The sequence below is a fragment of the Idiomarina sp. genome (assembly GCF_048265525.1).
In the GTDB taxonomy this organism is placed as follows: Bacteria; Pseudomonadota; Gammaproteobacteria; order Enterobacterales; family Alteromonadaceae; genus Idiomarina.
Map to the genome: position 1 here is coordinate 84,013 of NZ_JBLXBI010000006.1, position 23,200 is coordinate 107,212.

17 protein-coding genes are annotated in these 23,200 nt (G+C 47.9%); 7 read left to right on the plus strand and 10 right to left on the minus strand.

Annotated elements, in window-relative coordinates:
* Nucleotides 1-53: 53 nt before the first annotated feature.
* Nucleotides 54-1,973, minus strand: coding sequence for a hypothetical protein (locus tag ACN0TF_RS12195; RefSeq protein WP_417442152.1), 1,920 nt, complete (start codon nt 1,971-1,973; stop codon nt 54-56).
* Nucleotides 1,974-2,139: 166 nt separating this feature from the next.
* On the opposite strand from ACN0TF_RS12195, the gene ACN0TF_RS12200 reads away from it, so the two are divergent.
* The 3 genes from ACN0TF_RS12200 (at nt 2,140) to ACN0TF_RS12210 (ending at nt 5,682) form a co-directional block, all read left to right on the plus strand.
* Nucleotides 2,140-2,628, plus strand: a complete 489-nt coding sequence (locus tag ACN0TF_RS12200) for a DUF962 domain-containing protein (RefSeq protein ID WP_253619087.1) — start codon at nt 2,140-2,142, stop codon at nt 2,626-2,628.
* Nucleotides 2,625-3,896, plus strand: coding sequence for a mechanosensitive ion channel family protein (locus tag ACN0TF_RS12205; protein ID WP_417442153.1), 1,272 nt, complete (start codon nt 2,625-2,627; stop codon nt 3,894-3,896). Before ACN0TF_RS12200 ends, ACN0TF_RS12205 begins: the two co-directional genes overlap by 4 nt.
* A 91-nt stretch (nt 3,897-3,987) precedes the next feature.
* On the plus strand, nt 3,988-5,682 hold the full coding sequence (locus ACN0TF_RS12210) for an alkaline phosphatase D family protein (RefSeq protein ID WP_417442154.1): 1,695 nt from the start codon (nt 3,988-3,990) through the stop codon (nt 5,680-5,682).
* 66 nt (nt 5,683-5,748) lie between these two features.
* Here the strand turns inward: ACN0TF_RS12210 and ACN0TF_RS12215 are convergent, their stop codons facing one another.
* On the minus strand, nt 5,749-8,106 hold the full coding sequence (locus ACN0TF_RS12215) for a TonB-dependent receptor (protein WP_417442155.1): 2,358 nt from the start codon (nt 8,104-8,106) through the stop codon (nt 5,749-5,751).
* A gap of 190 nt (nt 8,107-8,296) precedes the next feature.
* Here ACN0TF_RS12215 and ACN0TF_RS12220 point away from each other — a divergent pair, with 190 nt between their 5' ends.
* Both ACN0TF_RS12220 and kynU read left to right on the plus strand, forming a co-directional pair.
* Nucleotides 8,297-9,136, plus strand: a complete 840-nt coding sequence (locus ACN0TF_RS12220) for an alpha/beta hydrolase family protein (RefSeq protein WP_417442156.1) — start codon at nt 8,297-8,299, stop codon at nt 9,134-9,136.
* A complete protein-coding gene (gene kynU, locus ACN0TF_RS12225) occupies nt 9,133-10,380 on the plus strand; it encodes a kynureninase (RefSeq protein WP_417442157.1) in 1,248 nt (415 codons plus the stop codon). Before ACN0TF_RS12220 ends, kynU begins: the two co-directional genes overlap by 4 nt.
* Nucleotides 10,381-10,450: 70 nt before the next feature.
* Here kynU and ACN0TF_RS12230 read toward each other — a convergent pair whose 3' ends face one another.
* Complete coding sequence (locus ACN0TF_RS12230; protein WP_286824584.1) at nt 10,451-11,860, minus strand: YdgA family protein; 1,410 nt, start codon at nt 11,858-11,860, stop codon at nt 10,451-10,453.
* Nucleotides 11,861-12,047: 187 nt separating this feature from the next.
* Here ACN0TF_RS12230 and ACN0TF_RS12235 point away from each other — a divergent pair, with 187 nt between their 5' ends.
* Nucleotides 12,048-12,587, plus strand: coding sequence for a DUF3750 domain-containing protein (locus ACN0TF_RS12235; protein WP_286824586.1), 540 nt, complete (start codon nt 12,048-12,050; stop codon nt 12,585-12,587).
* Nucleotides 12,588-12,658: 71 nt separating this feature from the next.
* Nucleotides 12,659-14,848, plus strand: a complete 2,190-nt coding sequence (locus ACN0TF_RS12240) for an OsmC domain/YcaO domain-containing protein (RefSeq protein WP_417442158.1) — start codon at nt 12,659-12,661, stop codon at nt 14,846-14,848.
* Here ACN0TF_RS12240 and ACN0TF_RS12245 read toward each other — a convergent pair.
* The 7 genes from ACN0TF_RS12245 to ACN0TF_RS12275 form a co-directional block, all read right to left on the minus strand.
* The gene (locus ACN0TF_RS12245) at nt 14,845-15,795 is read right to left on the minus strand and encodes a VWA domain-containing protein (RefSeq protein ID WP_417442159.1); all 951 of its coding nucleotides are present in this window, start codon (nt 15,793-15,795) and stop codon (nt 14,845-14,847) included. The genes ACN0TF_RS12240 and ACN0TF_RS12245 overlap by 4 nt on opposite strands.
* Complete coding sequence (locus ACN0TF_RS12250) at nt 15,795-16,853, minus strand: VWA domain-containing protein (RefSeq protein WP_417442160.1); 1,059 nt, start codon at nt 16,851-16,853, stop codon at nt 15,795-15,797. The genes ACN0TF_RS12245 and ACN0TF_RS12250 overlap by 1 nt, the downstream gene beginning before the upstream one ends.
* A 13-nt stretch (nt 16,854-16,866) precedes the next feature.
* Complete coding sequence (locus ACN0TF_RS12255; protein ID WP_114981680.1) at nt 16,867-17,637, minus strand: MotA/TolQ/ExbB proton channel family protein; 771 nt, start codon at nt 17,635-17,637, stop codon at nt 16,867-16,869.
* A gap of 137 nt (nt 17,638-17,774) precedes the next feature.
* Entirely contained in the window at nt 17,775-19,757 is a 1,983-nt protein-coding gene (locus ACN0TF_RS12260) for an SUMF1/EgtB/PvdO family nonheme iron enzyme (protein ID WP_417442161.1), read from the minus strand.
* 42 nt (nt 19,758-19,799) lie between these two features.
* Nucleotides 19,800-21,233, minus strand: a complete 1,434-nt coding sequence (locus ACN0TF_RS12265) for a tetratricopeptide repeat protein (protein ID WP_417442162.1) — start codon at nt 21,231-21,233, stop codon at nt 19,800-19,802.
* Between the two features lie 21 nt (nt 21,234-21,254).
* Entirely contained in the window at nt 21,255-22,538 is a 1,284-nt protein-coding gene (locus ACN0TF_RS12270; protein WP_417442163.1) for a hypothetical protein, read from the minus strand.
* A 19-nt stretch (nt 22,539-22,557) separates the two neighbouring features.
* Entirely contained in the window at nt 22,558-23,097 is a 540-nt protein-coding gene (locus ACN0TF_RS12275; RefSeq protein WP_417442164.1) for a hypothetical protein, read from the minus strand.
* Nucleotides 23,098-23,200 lie beyond the last annotated feature (103 nt).

Sequence of the window (23,200 nt, forward strand, 5' to 3'; positions counted from 1 at the left end):
TGGTAGCAGGTGCAGACGGGCAAAGCGCCCGCCTGCGGCTTTAACGAGGGAAATTAACGATCTTTGTCGGTCTCAGTGTCGTTATCTGAGCCCAGCTCTTCCTGTTGGCGAAGGTAACCAGCGGCTTCTTCATCAGAAGTCTTCGACTTTGATTGCTGCAGTCTGTCCTGATCTGTCGGAATGGCGCGGGTCTGTTCATTTAACTGATGTATTTGAGAAGCATTGCCCAAATCGCGATTACTGGTAATGGAAGCAATAGACTCACGGTCTTTCAGAAAGTCGATAACATCCTTGCGAATAGACGCCATTTCGTCATCCGATTTGTGCATTTCCAGAATATGTCGCGGATGCTCCAGATTTTTCATTCCGGTTGCAGCAAAAGTTGTCGACACGATACGTGACACGATAACCCAGGGAGTAATACTACTGCGCACCAACGTGTTCTCTGAACGGGTACTGTCGTGAATACCGGTACCGGTTGAAATTTTAGACTCAGTAAAGGTTCCTTCGCACTTAAAGTAAATAAGCATGGATTCAAACTGAATTTCCGCATAAAACAGATGCGCGATATTAGCGGCTAAACCCGCAAATGCCCGCAGGACATAGCCAATAAGATAAAAATGAACGGCAGTCATGAATACGCCTGCTAAGGTCATTAAGTCGCTATAGGGAGTCTCTTCAGTCAACCTATAGTTCATGCTGTCAAGAACCCTCACAAAATCGACCGCAGCATAAGCTAAGAAGAAGGTGAACAGCACGCCGATAATGAACAGACTATTACCCAAAAGCAAACTGACCAAACGCGACTTATCAAATAACCCGCCCAGTCCCATAGGTTTTACCTGAGGCTGAATTTCCTGAATCATCTCGCCACTAAAGGCACCTTTGCCGTCAACGTGTTCCTGTAAGTTAGGATCCAGTTCACGATAAACCCGGTTTGGCACTTCGCGGTAACGGCGGTTTGCCATGACCAGGTTGTCGAGGTTAATAAAAATCTCTTTAGGGTGTACCGACTCCTGCCAGTTTTCCCGTAATTCAGATACTTCAGAAACCGGATTCGCATGGGCTAAACGTCTTTTCAGCAACACCACAGTGACAGCCGTGCAAATTAAAGCACCAACAAAAATACCAAATAAGTACCAGCCGGCATGAAAGTCCGGCAAAGCGGCATAATACTGCTCAACCGTTGCCGCCGTTACGTCTGTTGCAGCCATCCACCAGCTCACCACTAGCCCTACCACAACAGGCAACAACAAGGCGAAGGCAATAATTTTGACCAGGTCGCCGCTGCCCATAGAGTCAATAGTCTGCTCCGCACCACGGGATATAGCCTTACCGGCAGCCTTCCATACGTGCATGATGTAAAGCGTCAATAAAACAGTGTAGACAGGGAAAGCCAGTACGCCTGCGTCTCCGGCAAAGCCAGCCAGGGACACAAAAGCAGCAAAGCCAAACGCAACCATTGCCGTAAGAGTACGCACCCAGGCCCCTAACAGGCGTTGCGCCATATTACGAACGGGGTAAGGCATAAACAGTAATTTGGGAAATACCGTGTGAGCTATTCGCGCCAGTAAGCCTTTGGGCTCTATAAAGGTGCTGTTTTTACGGCCCATGAGCATTTCTTCCAGAGCCTGATCGTTATAAGCAACGTAACGCGCCTCTTCCTGCGCGGTACTGCGCTCAGACTTACTAAAGTTAGGAGCCAGTGACGTAGGATGATTACGACCAACAAAGTAGCGCAGCATAGCCATAATGCCGCCGCTCAGTACTTTAATGCCTACGGCCAGAAGTGAAATACCGAAAATAGCCAGTACCCAACCCATAATCGGGTCTTGCTTTACAGAGCCTGCTCCGGCCACCAGCAAATAAACGCCAAACAGCGATTGCACAACTCCACGAATACTCGTTACCAAGCCTTCGGTTTTAAACGGATTTTTTAACCCAAGATCAATCGAACCGTAATCAAACGCCACCGGATTTCCCCTACTCAATGCCTGCTTAAAATAAAGGCTTTAGGTTAGCGGTAAGTTAACCACTGAGCAATAGAAAAATAAAAGCCTGAAAGCATTGAGCTCCATTGACATCAAGCCATGTGCGTAGCAATCTAAGCCTCTATTTTACTACCAAGCGGCACAGACTATGAAAACCATCGTTGATCACCTGGCACAGTATGCGGCTTATCATCGGAATCGTAAGAATGTCATGACTCATCTTGTCGGTATTCCACTGATTGTTGTCGGCATCATTAGTTTATTATCACGGCCTGCGCTACCCTTGGACTACTTTTTGATTACCCCCGCCAACTTAGTTGTTCTGGCGGCGGTTATTTTTTATATCCGTCTGGATATCAAATTAGGTTTGCTCATGACCATTTTGCTATGGCTGTCGCTGTCAGTTGGGCGCGACATAGCCGCATTACCAACCAGCTTATGGCTGAGCTGGAGCATCGGCCTGTTTGTTGTCGGCTGGGTGTTTCAGTTTGTCGGCCATTATTTTGAAGGGCGTAAACCGGCTTTTGTAGATGATATTATGGGGTTAGCCATTGGTCCCTTATTCGTCGTAGCAGAGGTCGTATTTATGTTGGGCTTTAGAAAGGACTTAAAAGCAGCGGTGGAACAAAAATTATGATGGAACTGGATTACCCGCAGTGGTTTCATGATTGGGCAGCAACCCAACCCTGGGCCTACACAATTGGGGCCTGTTTTTTCCTTGTTATAGCGGTTTGGTTGTCTCAGCTTGTGACCAAACACGTTTTACTGCGCGGTATTTCCCGTCTGCTGTCTCAAACCCAGTTAGGCAGTGATCCGGGCATCGGCATTCGCGTTATCGTCAGCCGCCTGGCTCAGGTTGTTCCTGCGTTAGTGCTGTCCGGTGGTATTTATCTGGTACCGGACTTGCCGGAAACCGCCACCACCATCATACGTAACATCAGTATTGCTTACCTTATACTGACTCTGGCGCGTTCGTTTAGCGCGGCCATGACCAGCGTTAACGAAATATACAGTCGCCAGCCTGACGCGCATACAAAGCCAATAAAGGGCTATCTGCAAATAGCGAAAATAGTAGTCTATGTGGTGGCGACTATTCTCATTATTGCCTCATTGCTGGACCGCTCTCCGGTTATTCTGCTATCGGGAATTGGTGCCATGGGTGCGGTTGCCATGCTGGTATTTCAGGACACCATTCTGTCACTGGTCGCCAGTATTCAGCTCTCATCTAATGACATGCTTCGTGTAGGCGACTGGATTGAAATGCCCCAGTTAAACGCTGACGGCGATGTCATTGATGTGGCACTGCATACAGTTCGGGTACAAAACTGGGATAAAACCATTACGAACATTCCCACCAAGCGCCTTATTTCCGAGTCGTTTAAAAACTGGCGGGGCATGCAGGAAAGCGGTGGACGCCGTATAAAACGAGCGTTATATATTGACCAGAACAGTATTCACTTTTTGTCCGCCGAGCAAAAGAAAAAACTAAAACGGTTTTCGTTACTTAGCGATTATCTGGAACAAAAAGAAAAAGACATAACGGAGTGGAACGCCGGGTTGGAGAAAAAGGGTTTCGACCCTATAAACGGACGTCAGGTAACCAATATTGGCACCTTCCGCGCTTATGTAAAACAATACCTTAAGCAGCGACCCGACATACACGAAGGAATGACACTGATGGTTCGTCAGTTAAATCCGGGAGCTCAGGGTTTACCCATTGAAGTGTACTGCTTTAGTAACGATACCGCGTGGGAAATCTACGAAGGTATTCAGTCCGACATTTTTGATCACTTGTTTGCCATACTGCCACAATTTGACTTACAGGTTTTTCAGGAAACCTCAGGGCAGGACGTTCGTTCAGCGGTACAAGCGCTTGAGCTTAAACCCAAAAGTGATGATGAATAAGTTAAGGCTGAACTAACACTTTACTGTCATTAAGTCTTCATGTTTACGGAGTAATTTCTTTTACTCTGGGAAAAATGCATGGAGTAAAACAGTGAAGCAATTTAACCGACGTGACTTTTTAAAGCTATTTGCAGCAACTGGCGCAGCAGTCACCGTATCAACAGCATTACAGGGCTGTGCAAGTATTGGCAAAACCAGTGAGCGCAGCTCCGTCAAGTTTGACCACGGCGTAGCCAGTGGCGATCCAACTTCAAACGCCATTTTGTTGTGGACGCGCGCCGTGCCGGAAAATAGCGCAGAAAAACAAGTAACGCTGGGCTGGGAGCTGGCCGCCGATGAGAGCTTTTCAAGTATCATTCGCTCCGGAACGGCCACAACAAGCGCCAGCAGAGATTACACAGTTAAAGTCGACGTTACTCAATTATCGCCAAACCAGCGTTACTACTATCGTTTTTTAGGTAAGAACAGCAAAAGCCCCTCTGGCAAAACGCAAACGCTTCCTGAATCTGGCTTAAAACCGCTGAAGTTTGCGGTTTTCTCCTGCTCTAACTACCCCGCCGGTTACTTTAACCCATACTCCGAAGCAGCAAAGGACGATTCTATTGATGCGGTCATTCATTTAGGTGACTACATTTACGAGTATGGCGCAGGCGGTTACGCCACCCAAGGTTCGCAAGAAATTGGCCGCGGCTTACCCGACAACAATAATACAGAACTTTTTACCCTGACTGATTATCGTCGCCGCTACGCGCTTTACCGCACCGACGAAGGGTTACAGGCACTGCACGCACATGCCCCTTTTATTGCCGTGTGGGATGACCATGAAATTAGCAATGACACCTGGAAAAACGGTGCAGAAAACCACCAGGAAGATGAAGGCAGCTTTATTGAAAGGCGCGCAGCCGCAGTTCAGGCGTATTATGAGTGGCTGCCTATTCGTCCGCCACAGGGCGAAGCCAACCTCACTATTTATCGTGATTTCAAATTCGGTGACTTAGTTGATTTGATCATGCTGGATACCCGCGTTATCGGACGTGATAAACAGCTGAATTATGACGACTACCGCGATGCAGAAAGCGGTCAGTTCAATACCCAAAAATTCCAGCAGGACATGTCTTCTGACCGCAGCATCATGGGCAAAAAGCAGTTACAGTGGCTGGTTAATAAACTGAATAACAGCTCAGCGCGCTGGCAAGTTTTAGGTCAACAATTGCTTATGGGGAAAATGAACTTTCCTGCGGCCGCATTCGCGGCAGATGACCGCAGTAAAGTCACACCACTGCTGTTACAAATAGCAGAGCTTAAAAAGCGCCTGCAGAACGGCGAAGAGTTAACAGCCCAGCAAAAGGCAATGGTCACTCAGGTTACTCCCTATAACCTTGATGCATGGGACGGTTACCCCATTGAACGAGAAATGCTCTACCGGGCGGCGCAAAAAGCCAATAAACAGCTGGTGGTTATTGCCGGAGACACTCACAACGCCTGGCACAGCGAGCTGCGCAGTTCAGATGGAGCTCACATTGGGGTGGAGTTTGCCACGTCTTCGGTATCATCTCCGGGAATGGAAGCTTATTTAAGCCTGGACACAAAAACCGCAGACCAGCTAGCCAAAGCACTGCCTACCCTTATCGAAGACTTAAAATATACGAACCTGCATCAGCGCGGTTATATGAACCTGTTTGCGTCCGAGGACGCGGTAGAAGCAGAATGGGTATTCGTGGACACGATTCGCAGCAAAGACTATCGGGTAGTGAATAAGCACAAAGCGCGCTACACGGGAAGTTAGTTTCTAGCTCGTAAAATAAAAAAGGGAACCATGACACAGGTTCCCTTTTCTCGTTTTAGCACAGTTTTACATACCAAACTTCTTGGTAAACTCTAAATAAAACAAACGCGGTGGACCAGAAATAAAGGTTGGGTTACCAAAGCTTCCGCCCGTATTCCCGGCATCAACCAGGTATTCTTTGTCGAATAAGTTAGTTGCTTTCAACGCCAGACTCCAGTCAGCAGAGTCATTATAAAGACCCAGCGACGCATTCACTAAAGTGACTGAATCCTGACTGATATCCAGGCCAGCTACCGGCGCATTTTCTGGTTCAAAGAACACTTCAGACCGGTAAGTCCCGACTACAGAGCCACGCAATGCGTATTGGCTGGAAAGCGCTGCTTCGTATATCACCCCAAGGCTTGAAGTCCATTCTGGCTGAAGGCGGAAGCGATTCCCGGCTAAACTGCCGTTGGTGCTGTCGTCATCAATTTTCGCATCCAGATACGCCAAGTGGCCGAACACCTCAATACCTGCGCCTAAATTCGCATTAATTTCAGTTTCGACACCAAAGTTAGTCGCAGAGCCTGCGTTCGCGGTGTAAAAGTTGCCCGAATCATCCTGTAAAGTCACCTGAAAGTCTGAATAGTCCTGATAAAACACCGACGCAGAATAACGCACACGGTTTTCCGTTAGGTTGCCTTTAAGGCCGGTTTCGTAGTTCCAGATAACTTCCGCCGGAATTAAACCAAAATCACCCGCGGCTTCACCGTCTGCATCAAGAGTCGAGCTCACATCCACAACTTCAGAGCGGCGACCTTTTGAAACCGTAGCAAACCAGTTATTGTCGTCGTTCAGCTTGTAAATAATATTAAAGCGAGGCAACCAGGCGTCTGAACTGTTGCTAGCGGAAAATACTTCTCCGTCGGTTGATACAGTCGGCAACAACGTTTGTGTTGGCAGACCCAACAAAGGTAACAACTGGCTGTTTGGCATGGTTGCAGCAAAACCACTTTCGCGATCTTCTGAAACATAACGGATACCCGCAGCAACTTCGGTTTTATCGTTTAACTGGTAAGTTAAATCGACAAATGCAGACCAGGATTCATTGTCGCCAAAGTTTGTAAACTCGCCTGCGTATGGAATTTCCTGCAAAGCGCCACCTGTTAATACCGGCGTTAACTGATTAACCGAACCATCAGCATTAATACAAGGTAAGCCACTTGGCAAAGCACCGGCGCAGTTCAGGAAGATAGATTCTTCTGTGCTAAATGGTACACGCTGGCTGCCGTCTTCCGTGAAGTAATTAATGCCCCACAGCATTAAGAGATTATCGCCGGCGTAGTTAAAGCGAAACTCCTGACTGAACTGGTCACCTTCGGCGTCTTCACCGAACTCCAGGAACCAGGCCTGGGTGCCGTCTGCGTCAAACACTTCCAATGAGTCGAAGCTGCGGTATCCACTCACCGAGGTAAAGCTCAGGCGCGGACTAATGGTCCAGTCTACGGTTAAATTAATGTCATCGACGGTTCTGTCCAGCCCCAGCTTTTCACGGCCTAATACCGAGGCCGAATAAGGGCTGCCGGTCATTTCAACAAAACTGTAAGGGCTGGTGTCACCGCCGGTTGGTGCGAAAATACCGTTCTTAAATGAGGTTCCGGTATCTTCGTTTTTCTCATAGCTATAAATTAGGTCAGCGGTCACCGCATCGCTAGGCTGAAAACGAAGAGAACCACGTAAGGCTTGCCTGTCAACGCCGTTCATGTCGTCCTGACCCGGCGCTATGTTCTCAATAAACCCGTCGCGTTCGCGGTAACTGAACGCCAGCCGTCCACTGACTAACTCATTACCACCGTTAATGAAACCACCCAGTCGCTTCTGAGATTCATTACCCGCGCCAGCACTAATTTCGGCAGAGAAATCCGCTTCTGGCTTACGGGTTATAACACTAATAGCGCCAACCGATGCAGCTGTACCAAATAACGTTGCCTGCGGGCCTTTAACCACCTCGACACGTTCTATATCAAACAACTCAAAGTAGGAACCACGTGAGCGTGAGACATCCACTCCGTTGTAATAAACCGACACTCGTGGAGATGCCTGAGCTGAGCCGCTGTCTGAGGTAATACCGCGAATAACAAAACCAGGGTTGTTCGGGCTTTGTTCCTGAATAACCAAACCGGGCGTCAGGTCTGAAATCATATCCAGTTCGTTTAAGCCCAGTTCGTCCAGGCGGCTTCCTTCAAACGCACTGATACTGGCAGGCACGTCGTTAATAGACTGCACACGTTTTTGCGCAGTCACTTCAATTCGCTCAAGTTCATCTGATGTGCCCTGTTGCGCAAAAGCAACAGGCGCACTTAACGCACAAAGCGCAGCAACAACAGAGTTTAATACTTTATTTGTCGGGAACGGTAATGCCGATGTTTTCTTATGAGTAATCATAACCCTTAAAACCTTAATGTGAGTGATTAACGCGTTAACGCCGGGCTAATGTACTGAGGTCAGTTGACGATACGATGACGAATAAATGACGTATTTGTTGCTGATCTGTCAATTTTGTTGAGCCGTCCTTTAAATGCTTGTATGGTCTCCAATCCTTTATATTTTAAAACATTAAAGCGAGTGGTATTACTTGATAAAGCTTCCTTCAAAACTGGCAGTCTGCGGGCTTGTTATTTTCAGTCTGGCTGTCTCTAATGCCTTTGCCGGTGACAATTCTTTGCAGCAAGTGCCTTTCCAGTCAGTGCTCGAGCTGTCTTCAGATAGCCCCGATAACAGCTACAACTACGGGCCTCACTCCTCTCAGTTTATTCAATACTGGAACGCGCCAACGCAGTCCGACACGGCCGCTAATGTGATTTTTATTCACGGTGGTTGCTGGCTAAAAGAATACGATATTACTCACACTAACCCGGCAAGCAGCGCATTAAGGAAAGCGGGCTTTAATGTCTGGTCTGTTGAATATCGGCGTTTGGGAGAGCAAGGCGGAGAATGGCCGGCGAGTCTCAATGACGTGAAAACCGCAATTCACTTTATCCAGCAAAAGCTCAATGGTCAGTCAGTGGCGGTTATGGGACATTCTGCCGGAGGGCACCTCGCACTTCTGGCTACCACCCGGGAAACGCCCTCGGCTGAAAATATAAACGTGGTTATTGGTCTGGCCGCAATTACTGATATGGTCAGCTACACTAAGGCGCAAGGCAGTTGTAACCGTGCCGCCAGCAACTTAATGAAAACAGCTTACACCAGCGAAGACGACTACCGTGCTGCGAGCCCCAAAGCACAGAGGCTACACTCTAATACCTGGCTTATGCAGGGTACCGACGACCAAATTGTACCTATGAGCCAAACCGCGGATCTCGACGTAAAAACAGAAAAACTTGAAGGCGCAGGCCATTTTGACTTGATACACCCGAACTCAACTGCGTGGGAAGCCATTATTCAGCGACTGAACAAAGAGCTAAAACCATGAACCTCACTGACATAAGAGAACTCGACAACATTGACCCCTTTGCCCGGCACCGTGAACAATTTCAGTTGCCGGTTAATAAGGTTTATCTGGATGGTAACTCGTTGGGTGCCATGACCAAAGCAACGGCAACCCGCTTACAGCAGGTTATCCAGCAGCAGTGGTCGCAAGATCTTATCAGTAGCTGGAACGAACATAACTGGATTAACCTACCGCAAAGCGTCGGTGAAAAAATTGCCAGCCTTATTGGCGCACAGCCGGAGCAGACCATTTGCTGTGATTCAATATCGGTGAATTTGTTTAAGGCGCTGGCGTCCGCACTGGCCATTGCGCAACGTCAGGATTCCCGGCGTAATATCGTGTTATCAACAAAAGACAACTTCCCGACTGACTTATACATGGTGCAGGGAATTTCGCAGTTTGTTGGTGAACATCGTTGTCAGCTAAAGCTAGTTGAGGAGAGCGAGCTGGAACAACAGATTGACGATAAAACCGCAGTAGTTCTGGCAACCGAAGTTAACTTCAGAACCGGAAGACGGCTTGACGCTAAACAACTTATTACCAGCGCACACAGCCAGGGGGCACTGGTTATTCTGGATTTAGCCCACAGCGCAGGGGCAATGCCCGTGCACCTGGACGACTGGAAAGCTGACTTTGCGGTTGGCTGTACTTACAAATATCTAAACGGCGGCCCCGGCGCGCCAGCCTTTATTTATGCCGCAAAACGCCATCATCAGAATATGAGTCAGCCTTTAAGTGGCTGGTTCGGACATGCACGTCCTTTTGATTTCACACCAGACTACGAGCCCGCTGCCGGTATTCAACAAATGCTGACCGGCACCCCTTCGATTATTGCCATGGCAGCCGTAGATTCGGCGCTCGAAGCTTTTGAGAATGTGGACATGGAAAGGTTAAGGGAAAAGTCCTTACAGCTGGCCGAGGTGTTTCATCAATTATTAGAAGACGCTGCACTGGGTAGCAGCCTACAGCTTATTTCTCCACAGCAACGTGAACAGCGAGGCAGTCAGTTGTCGTATCGTTATGAGCACGCCTATGGCTTATGTCAGGCGCTTATTCAAAGAGGTATAATAGCCGACTTTCGTGCCCCAAATTATATCCGCTTTGGGTTTACCCCTCTTTATAACAGCTTTGAAGATATCTGGAAGGCCATTGAGCAGTTGCGGCAAGTTATTGAAGCCAAAGAACATCTCGATTCTCGTTGGCAAAGTCGTAATATCGTAACCTGAAACAAAAAAGCCTCAGCCGATGTATTCGGTTGAGGCTTTTCATTACCATCTTTTTATCACCAAACAATAATTACATCATTTTCGCGATTGGAATTTTCTGACCGTTCAGTACACCTTCACCGTTTTCCATCTGGAATTCGCTGCGGTACTCGTCGTCTTCTTCCTTCAGCAAACCTTGTTGTATGTACATATCAATCATCATTGGTGCTTGTTGTTCAGCCATTTTCTGCAGTTCAGCTTCATCGGCACCAGGCATTTGCATACGCATTGTTGACAACATCTGCTGTTCTGCGACCCATTTCAACAACGGCTTATCAATAGCAATGGATGAGTCAACAATCAGGCTAGAAAGCCAGAATTGCGTGTCTTCCATATTGTCCGGCATTTGGTTTACACCCGCCAATTTAGCGCTTAGGTCACCTTTAAATTCGCCCGGCTCCATTTTCCCGCTAAATTCACTAATAACGAACTCAGGCTCTGCCTGCAGTAACTTAGGTAGGTTTTCCTTTACCAGCTTTTGCGTCGCAACTTCTATTTCGTCGGGGTTCTGGTCATAAATCTTTTGCATCATTTGGTTATAAGCAAGCAAGAACTCAGAATCGATGTTATTAAAAGCCATCTTTAACTTCAGATCGTCAAGGTCAAAGTCTTCGGCTTTCAGCGACTCTACAGAATAGTTCATATCAATATTCATGCTTTCTTTGTCGTCGCTGAAATAACTAACGAATTCAATTCCAAGATCTTTCAATTCAAACAGGTCGACATCATCCGGCTGGCCTACAATGATTTTATCAAGCTTCATAGACATTTCGCCTTCATAAAGCTCGCCCTTCACAATTTCCAGCATGTTGCCTTTAGCTTCAGTGCTTATTTCAAACTCACCAATGCTGATAGCCTGGCCCTCAATAAGACCTTCTGCGCCTTCCAGTTTTCCTTCGTAACTGAACTCATCCGAAGAAATGGAACCTTCACCTTCATAGCCAGTAAAGGTCAGTGACGTTTGCTCATCATTCGGTTTAGAACTGAACGCGACAATTTCATCGTCATAACTAACACCACCAAAAAAACCTGCTGAACCCGTCAGGTGATAAAAAGGCGTGTTCTCTTCCCATTCAATATACTCACGTAACCCATCGTCCTTTGCATGAGCTTCAAACGAAGCCATACCCAGACCAGGAGAAAATTGAGTCAGAACCGGACCGTGCTGAACATCAATAACCACTTCAAAAGACAAGTCATCAGGTGCTGACCCTTCCGGGTAAATAGAACCGAAATCTACGCCCAGCGATATTGTTGCAGTTGAACCGAACCAGCCACTATCAAATGAGACCATACGAGCGTTATAAGCGGGTAATTGATTTATCACTTCAACATGTTGCTTTAACGCACCCTCAACTTGAGGGCCAACGAATTTAGGGCCTATGAGAGCGCCTGCAACTACGACGATACCGACGCCGCCAAGGAGTCCTTTCTTATTCATATTATACCTTTCATTTATAGGGCTGGATTGTAATTATAATGTTGTAAATCATACAGAAATTTTTTATCAACGGCAAAATTTTTGAGTGTAAAACCCTCGTAAATCAAACACGAGTTATGATGTGAGCTTTTATGTAAGCTATAGAGTAGTAAGTAACAAGCTTTTGTTTAAAACAGGTGTAGCCAATATGACCAGAGTATTAATTTCTACAGCTATGGCGTTGCTTTTGCTTGGGTGTTCGTCAGGAGACTGGCGCGATGCGTCCAGAGACCCCGCTGGTATCGCGCCTGATCCTGAAATTGAAAAGCAAGCCATAATAGAAGCCTATGCAGCCGATGCCTTTGGCTGGCGTGGCTGGTTTGCGGTTCATACCTGGTTGGCGGTAAAACCTGAGAATGCCAGTGAGTATACCGTATACGAAGTTGTGGGCTGGGGTGTGGAGCACGGGCGCCCGGCACTGCGCATTTATGAAACAGCAACACCTGACCGCTATTGGTATGGTGCCGAACCCGAAAAAATACTCTCCGTATCGGGAGCTCAGGCCGCTGCTATGATCACACGAATTGAAGAAGCGGCGTCGCGCTACCCCTGGGCAAATGAATACGAAGTGCTCCCCGGCCCCAACAGCAATACCTTTCCGGCCTGGATAGCCATACAAGTTCCGGAACTTGGCCTGAAACTACCTTTCAGTGCCATTGGTAGCGGTTACGCGGATAATGATCAATAAGTAAAAAAATGGGATAATGGTACCTATTGCTCGCTGACAGCAGTCAACTTATCAACCGCGGTGCTCCCTAAATGGAAATCAATGTAAACTTTCTCGACAATATGCGCCTTGAGGCGAAATTCGATGACTTCACAGTTATTTCGGATCAGCCCATTCGATACAAAGGCGATGGCTCTGCTCCCGGTCCTTTTGACTACTTTCTGGCATCTTCCGTTATGTGCGCGGCACATTTCATTCGCCTGTATTGCGACACTCGCGACATTCCAACCGAGAATATCCGCATTTCACAAAACAACGTTGTTGATCCGGAAGACCGTTACAAGCAGCTGTTTAAAATTCAGGTTGAGTTACCGGCCGATATTTCCGAGAAAGATCGCAAGGCCATTATTCGGGCAGCTGAGCGTTGCGCCGTGAAGCGCGTTATAGAAAATGATCTGGAGTTTGACGTTGAAGCCGTTGAAAGTATTACTCAAGACGCTCAGGCATTACTGACCATACGCCCGGACAGCGACAGCAGAACCTTTATTGAAGGCAAAGACTTACCGCTGGAACAAACCATAGCTAACATGACGGCGATACTGGCCAATTTGGGCATGAAGATAGAAATATCCTCATGGCGTAATATTGTCCCGCATGTCTGGTCGCTGCATATTCGCGATGCCGCCTCCCCTATGTGCTTTACCAATGGCAAAGGCGCCACCAAGGAAAGCGCTTTATGCTCCGCACTGGGCGAGTTTATTGAGCGTTTAAGCTGTAACTTCTTTTATAACGACCAATACTTTGGCGAAGAAATAGCAAACGCCGAGTTTGTGCACTACCCCAACGAAAAATGGTTTAAACCCGGCGCAAACGACGAGCTGCCCACTGAAATTCTGGACGAATACTGTCGTGAGCTTTATGACCCGGAAGGTGAACTGCGTGGTTCACACTTAATTGATACTAACTCAGGCCGTGCTGACCGCGGTATTGTGTCCTTGCCGTTCACACGTCATTCCGACGGCGAGACGGTCTATTTTCCGTCGAACTTAATTGAAAACCTGTATTTAAGTAACGGCATGAGCGCTGGTAATACTTTGCCCGAAGCGCAGGTTCAGTGCTTATCAGAAATTTTTGAGCGCGCCGTTAAAAAGCAAATTATTGAAGAAGAAATTGCCCTGCCGGATGTACCGCAAGAGGTGCTTAACAATTACCCGAATATTCTTGAAGGAATAAAAGCATTAGAAGAACAAGGCTACCCAGTGTTAGTTAAGGACGCCTCGCTTGGCGGTCAGTTCCCGGTGGCCTGCGTTACCTTAATGAACCCGAGAACCGGCGGTGTCTTTGCTTCTTTTGGTGCGCACCCAAGCTTTGAAGTAGCGCTGGAGCGCAGCCTGACCGAGTTATTACAAGGCCGCAGCTTTGAAGGTTTGAACGACCTGCCAGCCCCAACTTTCAACTCCATGGCCGTAACCGAACCGAATAACTTTGTTGAGCACTTTATTGATTCATCGGGCGTTGTGTCCTGGCGTTTCTTTAGTGCTAAGTCTGATATTGAGTTTGTTGAATGGGACTTCAGCGGTTCTAACCAGGAAGAAGCCGATACGCTGTTTGGTATTTTGCAGGACATGGGCAAAGAAGCTTACATAGCCGTGCATGAAGATTTAGGCGCGCCGGTATGCCGTATTCTGGTACCGGGCTATTCTGAAGTTTACCCTGTGGAAGACCTTATTTGGGACAACACCAATATTGCTCTGCAATACCGTGAAGACATTCTCAACCTGCACCGCTTAACCGATGATCAGTTAGAAGACTTGGTCGAACGCCTGGAAGACAGTCAGCTTGATAACTACATGGATATTATCACCCTGATTGGCATTGAGTTTGATGAAAACACCGTCTGGGGCCAGCTCACTATTCTCGAGTTGAAGCTGCTAATTTACCTTGCACTGCAACGCCATGACGACGCCTTCGAATATGTAGAAATGTTCCTGCAATTCAACGACAACACCGTTGAGCGCACGCTGTTTTATCGTGCTGTTGAGGCCGTGCTGGAAATTACTCTGGACGAAGAACTGGAATTAGAAGACTACCGCTACAACTTAGGCCGCATGTACGGTGAAGAGACCATTGAGGCCGTTATAGGCTCTGTTAAAGGCACCACACGTTTTTACGGCCTGACACCAACCAATATGCAGCTTGAAGGTCTGGATAGACACTTACGCTTAATAGAAAGCTACAAAAAGCTGCATGCGGCACGTGCTGAACGGCAAGTTCAAAACTAAAAGTTCAGCCCGACAAAGGCGCCGCGGTTACGCTTAGCAACAGCCTGCATAAAGGCAGCGAAGGTTTCCGCGTTGCCTTGTGCACGGCTAAAGCCTATTCCATGAATACGCATTACCGGATTGCCATCGGCTCCCTGATTCTGGCTGGTTATTTGCCGAACTATGGCGTCTAAGTCACTGGCGCGGTAGTCATCACCAAAAACGTACAAGCTGGTTGTGCCCTTGGTTTTTTTATAAAGGTTAATGGCTTTCAGAATACCCAGCTCAGGCGCACTTTTACCGCCGGTAAAGTTTGGCATTTGTTGCATGGCCATTTGTCTGAACCGTTTGCTGTCAGGTAACCAGTCACCCGCTTTACTGCTGAACATAAAATCACCGTCGGCGGCCATAATTTGAAAGCCCTTCATTTTCGGGTGACTTTCTATAATGTCGTTAACTACGCTAATGACCCGGTTCCAGCCCCGGCCCCCCGACATAGACCCGGAATTATCAATAACAAAAACTACGTATTCAGCGTCGGTTGGAATACCACCTACGTCATCATCCGGTGTGTCAGTGCTGTTCGGCGTGTTTAGCATTGCGGTGGCTTGCCGTATTTCAGCCCTTAACGACGAGGCTTTATCCTGCAACTGTTGCAGGGTTTTCTGTGCCCGCGGAATAGAGCTTTCTAAATTCTTTTCCTGTTCGGTGACTGACGCCGTTTTCTGCTCGGCAGCGGACAGTTCATCCTGTTTGTCTGATAAAGCTCCCTGAAGCTCCTCCACCGACTGCTGCGCCTGCAATACTTCTGCAACTAAGGTACTGAGGTTAGCTGGCCCGCGCTCGGTGTCCTCGGTACCATTTTTCGCTAACAACACCAGCATAATTACCGCACCAAAAGCACAGGAAATAATATCCAGAAACGAAAGGTTAAAAACCTCTATTGGCGCACGCTGAATTTTTCTCATTATGGCCACTCCGGAGCAGGTGATAAGAATGTGCCGCCGCTGACCCGCGACCAGTTCCAGTAAAGCGGTGAAGCGTAGGGGTCACCTTCTATCGGCAGAAGAATAATATTGTAGCGGACACCTTTAGGCGCGCGCTTGATGGTCTCAACCATCAATGCCTGACGGCAGTCTGAAGAAATGGACTTTTTCGTCGAAATAAAGTTACGACAGGAAATCGGCAGGCCGTCACCCAATGTTGGCAGGCCGTCCGTTACAATATACACGTCGGTAATATCCGGGTTCGTCTCAAATAACGTACTAATACCCAGCTGAAGGTTGGTGCCGCCCTCTGGCACAACCGCGCCTAAGTCCTTCACAATAGAATTCATCGACCCGCTGACAGAGGCAGTGCTGACGTTCCGTTGCCCTAAACGTTTTGCCGTATCGGAAAAGGTCACCACACTCACTTTTGAGGTTTGCGGAAGCCTTGCCAGTAACCACTGAGCAACCCGGCGCGTTCTTATCCATTTAGCAGTAGACACTTTTTTGCCGTCGCTCAAAGCCAGTTTGCTCAACACGTCAATTAAGTTGTCGCCCATCATGGAGGCGCTCTTGTCCACCAGAATGCCTATTTGCTCGCCTTCCACTTTCATGCCGGTAATAAAGTTCTGCTCACCAGTGCCGGACACTTCAACGTTGGCTGACTTCTCAACTTCTTTGGATAGCGCCGCTAACTGATTTTCCAGGTCGGCGACAACAGCCAACTGAGTCGACAAGTCCTGCAACGCTTTGGTTTGATCCTGGGTGGTGTCGTTTTTTGCTTCTTCGGAGTCTTCCTGCTTAGCTGACTCCAGCGCAATTTTGTCATTAATTTCGTCGATGGATTTTTTCAGACGCTGCTGCTCGTCCATTGACGCCGCCAGCTCCTGCTCAAGCTTTTCTTTTTCTTCTGAAGGGTCGGGCGTAAAAGCTTTAAAATCTATCAGGATAAAAATAAGAATAACGGCGCCCAGTCCGCATGCCATGACATCCAGAAAAGATAAGTTAAAGCCGTCGCCAGCCTGGCGTGTTCGTCGCATCTGAGTCGCTCAATTAACTGTGTAAATGAGACAGCAAGTGTTTCTCACAGGACTCTTGCGTGCGGATCACCATCTTGTCCTGACGACTGTTCAGCAAGTGCATAAACAACATCAGAATCAAAGAAATAAACAGTGCCACCAGAGTTGAGTTAAAAGCCACACCCAGCGACGCAGTCATACCAGCAATGTCACCATCCAGTGCTTTGTCAGCCTGCGCCAGCGCCGAACCAATACCGCGAACCGTGCCCACGAAGCCAATAGACGGAATAGCCCAGATAATGTAGCGGATCATGTTGTTACCGCTTTCTAACTGAATGGCAATATTGTCTACCGATGACTCGATGGTGTCAGCCGCATGCTGAACGTTTTTGGTGTTCTTAAAACGACGAATACAGTTAATCCAGGTGCTGTATGCGGGGGTTTCTTTATAAGCCGAGCTTTCTAAATCATTTAATGCCGCATCAACGTCCAGCGCTTCGGACTTGTCGTAGCTTTCCAGTAAGTCGCGCGAATAAATTTCTTCTTCATCAATTAGCCGCCACAGCTTGTACAGCATAAGAAACAGACAGAACAACATAAGCGAAATGCACACCTGCTGTTCAACATCTTTGAAGATGACCGAAAATGCAGTTAAAGCTTCTGTCCCTTGCTCTGCCATTGCCACTTCGGCCGCCGGGCGAATAAGTCCTGCATACAGCAAATGTATCAGGGTAAAAATAGCCAGTAGCACACCACCACTGACAAAAAAGTTAGGGCTCATTGAAAGCGTATTATTTTTAGACATTATGCATTCCGGGCGTTAAATGTTGGTGGGGAAATCTTGTGGTGCATCCAAAGACACAAAGTAAGCCGTCGCGCTGCCGGCCAAAGCCAGCAGTATGACGCCCAAAATCACGCGTTTCTTCATGATGTTTCTCCTCATCACTCATGATACCGGGCTATTCTAAAGCCGATATCCTCTGCCGAAGCGCTTTCGCCGTCGCGAACGCTGGCACGAATATTTTTCAACCGTCCAGTTTTATAAGACGCACCTTTTACCACATTTCCATTGCCGCGAGCCGCACCAAGGTAATCGGTGTAAACCCGGTCAAGGTCGGGAGGGTTTAAAGTGTAGCTGTCGTGCACCCATTCTTTGACGTTACCGTCTAAGTCAAAAAAACCGCCGCGCTCTGCTTTAAAACTGCCTACCGGTGCTTTACCGGCAAAACCGTCATTGTAGCCACGTAAAATGAAAGTTTGCTGACCTTTTGCAGACTCATCGGCAAAGTTGCCCTGCTTGTCACGCAGGTGATCCTGACTGCCCCATACATAAATAGTGGAGTCGGCCCTGCGATTAATTTTGGCTATGTATTCCCATTCGGCTTCGGTCGGCAAGCGGTAACCACGCGAGCCCGCATCGGTTCCTACCACTTTACCATTACTGATTTTATAAAAAGGCTGCAAGCCTTCCTGTTCACTCAGCCAGTTAGTAAATAAAGCAGCTTCGTCCCAGGACACATTCGTGACCGGCATTTTAGTTTTGCTGCCCGAGCCTTTAAACGCGGCGAACTGCGCTTCGGTAATTTCATGGCGCGATATCCATACATCACGCGAGAAATCCACTTTCACCTGGTGCTCATTGCGCCCGCGACTAGGTTCATTAACCGGCGAGCCCATAGTAAATTTTTTCGGCGACAGACGGTTCATTTCAATGCCCAAAGTACTGACAAACAACGGCTTGCCTTCTTTTCTTCTGGCATCAAACTCGCGCAGCATCTCGGCTTTTACGTTCACCAGCCGCTCGCTGCTTGGCTGAAACTCTTGCTTGACCGTACGGTAACCGGTTTTACGAAACTCAACTTCTGACGGTAAAGCCTGTAGCTTGGTGCGAAGCGGCGTAACGCCCTGCTTTTGTCCGTTAATGTACAGGTCGCTGGGTTCGTTGGCGGTAAAAGCTACGTCACCCATTTCCGGGTCTAAGTTAAAGGTCAGCTGCTGGTTTTCGGCTGGACCCAGCTTAATGGTCCGGCTTTGCTTAATGTAGCCAGCCTTTTCGTAACGAATAACGTGTTCTTTATTGGCATCAACGCTAATTGGATTTTTTGCCGGCGCGCCGTTAACCAGCAACGCTCCGCCCTTCGGACTCACCGAAACATTAACCGTTGCCTGAACTGGCTGAAGACGGTAATTACGCTTAGGTTCTTTATTGCGCACGGTTAAAGACACGGTGTCCGTTACCGGTTCATACCCCGGATAATTCACCACCACAGGGTAGTCGCCACCCACTTTAGCAACGGTTACCGGTGTTGAACCAACCTCTTTGCCGTCAAGGGTAACCGACGCGCCAGCCGGGCTGGAATTAATAGAGATAGTGCCACTAATAGGGGTTAGCCGAATTTGCTCTTCAACCTTACCGTCTATTAACGCCTCAATTGCCACTGAAGCAGGCTCGTAAGCCGGATGCGAGGCCGACACCGTATAAGTTCCGGGAGCAAATTCCCCCTCAAAGGTAGAAGCTGTTTCTCGCTGCTCACCGTTAACTGACCAGACAATATCATTTGCGCCCGGCTCTGTTGTTATTGTCACTTTTGCCGGTTTAGGCTCCAGCTCAACTTCAATGGTAGAAGGGCTGTTGTCGTTTACCTGCACTTCTTTGGTTTGGTACTTGTCGGCAGACACCGCCACAAGGCCACCAGAGCCTACCGCGTAATATTTATTGTCGATGAAAAAACCAATACCGGAATTAACCGCAAAGCGCTGAGTTTGCGCAGCTTCTGCTGGTTTTACGGTAAAACTGTAGCCTTTTGTTAAAAACAACCAGCCAAAGTAAATAATCAGCAGTGCAAGAATACTGACCGAGAAGCCAATAGCCATTAGCCGTCGTTTACGTCGTCCTTTCTCAATGGCTTCGTCAAGTGTGGCCACGAAGTCTCTCCTGTTTTTTTAATTATTCTACGCTAAATTATGCTAAACGCGTTCGTTACACTGAACGTTAATAACAATTGGCGTGCCCGACTTCTCCACCACAACACCAACAATGGTTGAGCGGTAGCCTTCGCGGCGGCCTTCTAATTGGTATTTACCCGGTTTTAACTGGATGGTTTTCTCTCTTACCTCACCCACAACACCAACGCCCAATACTTTTATATAAGTGCGGTTGTCGGAGCGAATCGTCACATCTATGGGCTGATTTTCCTTTTCAATGAGCTGCTCAACCTGGTTTATTTTTTCGCCCAGCTTTGCACTAAGTTGCGTGAGCCCACTGTATTTGGACACCGCATTCACGGCATTTTGGCGAATGTTGTTGTCAGCAAGACGGCCCGGTCTGTCAATATACACATCCAGCGCGCTGCTGGCGGCTAATATTTCGCTCGCGCTTTGTTTCGCCTGCTGCACAACCTGGCTGTCCGGATAATCGGCCAGACCCTTTTCTGCAAGCATTTGTACGGTCTGCCATTCGTCGGCACCGGCAAATACCTGAATGCGCTTTTCTAACGACTTCACACCCTGACTTTTTAACTCAGCGTCAATTTGCGCCTGCAGGGTTGCCAGTTCCGGCCGGTTGTTGTCTATAGCCGAAGCTTTGGCTAATGCCTCCTGGGCGCGATCAAAGTCCTTGTTATCAATGGCATTGACCGCCGTTGCCAAGGCACGGGCAAAACGTTGTTGTTTAATTTGCTGTTCCACTTTCGCCAAGGCTGCCTTTGCATCCTGCTGTTGCGGATCAAGCTTAAGAATTTGTTGATAAGCAGCACGCTGCTTCTCTATGTTGCCTTCTACACCGCCCACTCTTGCCTGTTCATACAGGTCGGCTACTTCATGGTAGGTGTCTATGCGTTTCTGCAACGCCAGCGCGTCGCTATAGTCGCCTTTTACCTTTAAAGCCTGAGCATTCAGCTGAGCAGCGTCATCAATATCGTCGGCAGCAAAGGCTTTTGCTGCGTTTTCATAAGCCTGCTTATAAGCCTGGTCAAACGCGCTTTGGTACTCTGTAATATCTGTGTTGAGTTGCTCGACAGTGGTTTGCGCCTGGCTGTAATTACTGGCGCCATAGTCGCTAAAAGCCTGATCTATGTCGGCCTGAAAGCCTTTAACTTCGGCGGGCTGCCACTTTGATAAATACGAGGTAGCAACAAGCTCAGAAACGCGCTGATTGGTCTCATTTAAGGCCGTTTGCAGCGCCTTTCTGTCTATTGCCTGGTTAACGGAGCTTGTTTGCGGCTCGCTTTTTTCTTGCTTTTCCGCGGCTACCGGTGTGTTACCCGAAACCGGAAAATAAGCGAGCAAAGTAACGACAACGCCAATCAGCAAACAGGCAAAAACAGAAGCAATTACGCCTGTTACTATGACTTTTTTCTTTTTAGCACGGTTTTCTGCTATTTGCTGATCAACAGACGACATCGTTACCTTTCCTTAGGTGAATTAAAGCTGAGTTAACGGCGTTGATTCGAGATCATAAATCTCTTTCAGCTTTTCGCGTAATTGCGCGTATTGCTCACCCGCAGTACCGGTTAATTCAATATTCTGGTCATTAAGCTCAACTACCTGCGGTGTTACTTTTATATCCAGGTTTTGTCCCATTTCATCAAGCAATGCGCGTTGAGTGCCTAATTCACGGTTGGTTTTTATTGCTTCGCTTAAGCTGTAAACCGCACCTAAACCTGCCGCAGCACTGGCCACCTGACCCGCGCTAGAGCCTGAGTTTTTACCCAGCAAAATAGCAGCCGTAGCTAAAATACCAGCACCAACCTGCGCACGGGTTCTTTCTGCTTTTTTGCGGCGAATATCAATAGCAACCGGTAAGGTCTCTTCCTGATAAGCACGGTACGCGTCATGAGTGGTTGCATAAAACGTGTCGTAGCTGTCCTGCAATGAGTCAACAAACTGCTGGTCTTTCGCTTTAATCACATTAACCCGCTGATACATTGGGTCTGATTCAGCCGGAGCTCCATTCAACGTAATCGTTGAGCGGTTCGAGAAGAAGCTGCTGGACTCACCCAGGTAGCCACCAAAGGCTTCAGGGCTGTACATAGAGGCGTAACGCATATCAGAAACCGTCTGAATGGTTTTCTTCTCTTCTTCAGACTTTTGAATTAGCAAGTCATAAACATAACCCGCAATGCTTTTAAAAATTGGCCCGTAAGGGTTCTCGCCTTTTCTTAACGCGTCACGGTAAAAGCCTGCGCCTACCTGATACTCAAACTCTTCCTCGCCCCAAATTTGGTTACTGGCGTCCATAACACGAACACCAATCTCAACGGTTTCGGTGTCTGAGTAATTAATTTTGCCCAGGACGTAAACATCGGCACTGACATTAGCGTCAGGAGTAACATTCACAGCACCAAAGGCTTCCGTGTCAGAAAGCGCTTCGCGGGTATTTACCGCAAAACGGTTCGCTTCTAAACGGCGTACCTGTGGCCAAATGTCTTCTTCAACTATGGCTTCATCATCAATATTGCCGGAACTGTCTTTCGGCAAACCCGGGTCAAACACCGGAATAGCCACATTAAGGTAAACATTAGAGTTGTAACTGTAGCTACGCTCTTCTTTGCCCAAGGCTTTAGAGTCTGACGGACCATTCATGCTTGGGCCAACGCTGGTAACATTCGTTTGGGTTGACTGGCAGCCTGCTAATGTAAACATTGCTGAAAGCGTCATAACGACTGAAAATCGTTTTAGTTTTTTTAGTTGAGCTAGTGTATTCATGTTCTTCTTCCGTTAATTATTAACATCCGTACTCAGCCATTAAGCCTTTAAAATGCTCTTTCTCAGCTTCTGTTGTTGCAGAAGCCATGCCTTCTTTCACTGCGTCGCATACGGCAGAACTGCCGCCACCGCTGTTGCCACGCTTATGATCTTTTGTATCCACCGAAGTTTCCGATGCCGTTGATGCAGATTGCTGTTGCTGCTCACTCGAGTTTGCGCCGCTATTACCCGAGCTGCCGGCAGAGCCCGAAGCACCACCTGCAGCACCAGAACCGCTACCACTGGCAGCATCAGCAAGGCTGCCGGAAGCCGACGCAGTGGCCTCTTCCATACACTCTGCCGAGTCATCTAAAGAGGCAAACAGCGCCGCCTCTTCAAGCGCAATGCGTTCTTGCAGAGTAAGAGTGCTTGGGTCTACGTCGTCAAACTCTATGTAGGCGCAATCGGAATAGCTTTTTTCCTGTGCTTCAGCCACACCACTGCCCAAGCACAACGCCGCCAGAAAACACACGGGCGCGTATGCAAAGAAGTTAATGAGTGATGAACTGATTTTATCCACGGCAGGAACCTATAAAATGACTTGAGGGGTATTACTTATCTTTAACAAGTTAAGGTTATTATATTCCTTAATGTAAATAAACTGTAAATGTGAAATTTCTGCG

Coding starts and splice junctions, on each gene's coding strand:
- ACN0TF_RS12200 (WP_253619087.1), top strand. CDS start 2,140: ATGAAAACCATCGTTGATCACCTGGCACAGTATGCGGCTTATCATCGG.
- ACN0TF_RS12205 (WP_417442153.1), top strand. CDS start 2,625: ATGATGGAACTGGATTACCCGCAGTGGTTTCATGATTGGGCAGCAACC.
- ACN0TF_RS12215 (WP_417442155.1), bottom strand. CDS start 8,106: ATGATTACTCATAAGAAAACATCGGCATTACCGTTCCCGACAAATAAA.
- kynU (WP_417442157.1), top strand. CDS start 9,133: ATGAACCTCACTGACATAAGAGAACTCGACAACATTGACCCCTTTGCC.
- ACN0TF_RS12230 (WP_286824584.1), bottom strand. CDS start 11,860: ATGAATAAGAAAGGACTCCTTGGCGGCGTCGGTATCGTCGTAGTTGCA.
- ACN0TF_RS12235 (WP_286824586.1), top strand. CDS start 12,048: ATGACCAGAGTATTAATTTCTACAGCTATGGCGTTGCTTTTGCTTGGG.
- ACN0TF_RS12240 (WP_417442158.1), top strand. CDS start 12,659: ATGGAAATCAATGTAAACTTTCTCGACAATATGCGCCTTGAGGCGAAA.
- ACN0TF_RS12245 (WP_417442159.1), bottom strand. CDS start 15,795: ATGAGAAAAATTCAGCGTGCGCCAATAGAGGTTTTTAACCTTTCGTTT.
- ACN0TF_RS12250 (WP_417442160.1), bottom strand. CDS start 16,853: ATGCGACGAACACGCCAGGCTGGCGACGGCTTTAACTTATCTTTTCTG.
- ACN0TF_RS12255 (WP_114981680.1), bottom strand. CDS start 17,637: ATGTCTAAAAATAATACGCTTTCAATGAGCCCTAACTTTTTTGTCAGT.
- ACN0TF_RS12265 (WP_417442162.1), bottom strand. CDS start 21,233: ATGTCGTCTGTTGATCAGCAAATAGCAGAAAACCGTGCTAAAAAGAAA.
- ACN0TF_RS12270 (WP_417442163.1), bottom strand. CDS start 22,538: ATGAATACACTAGCTCAACTAAAAAAACTAAAACGATTTTCAGTCGTT.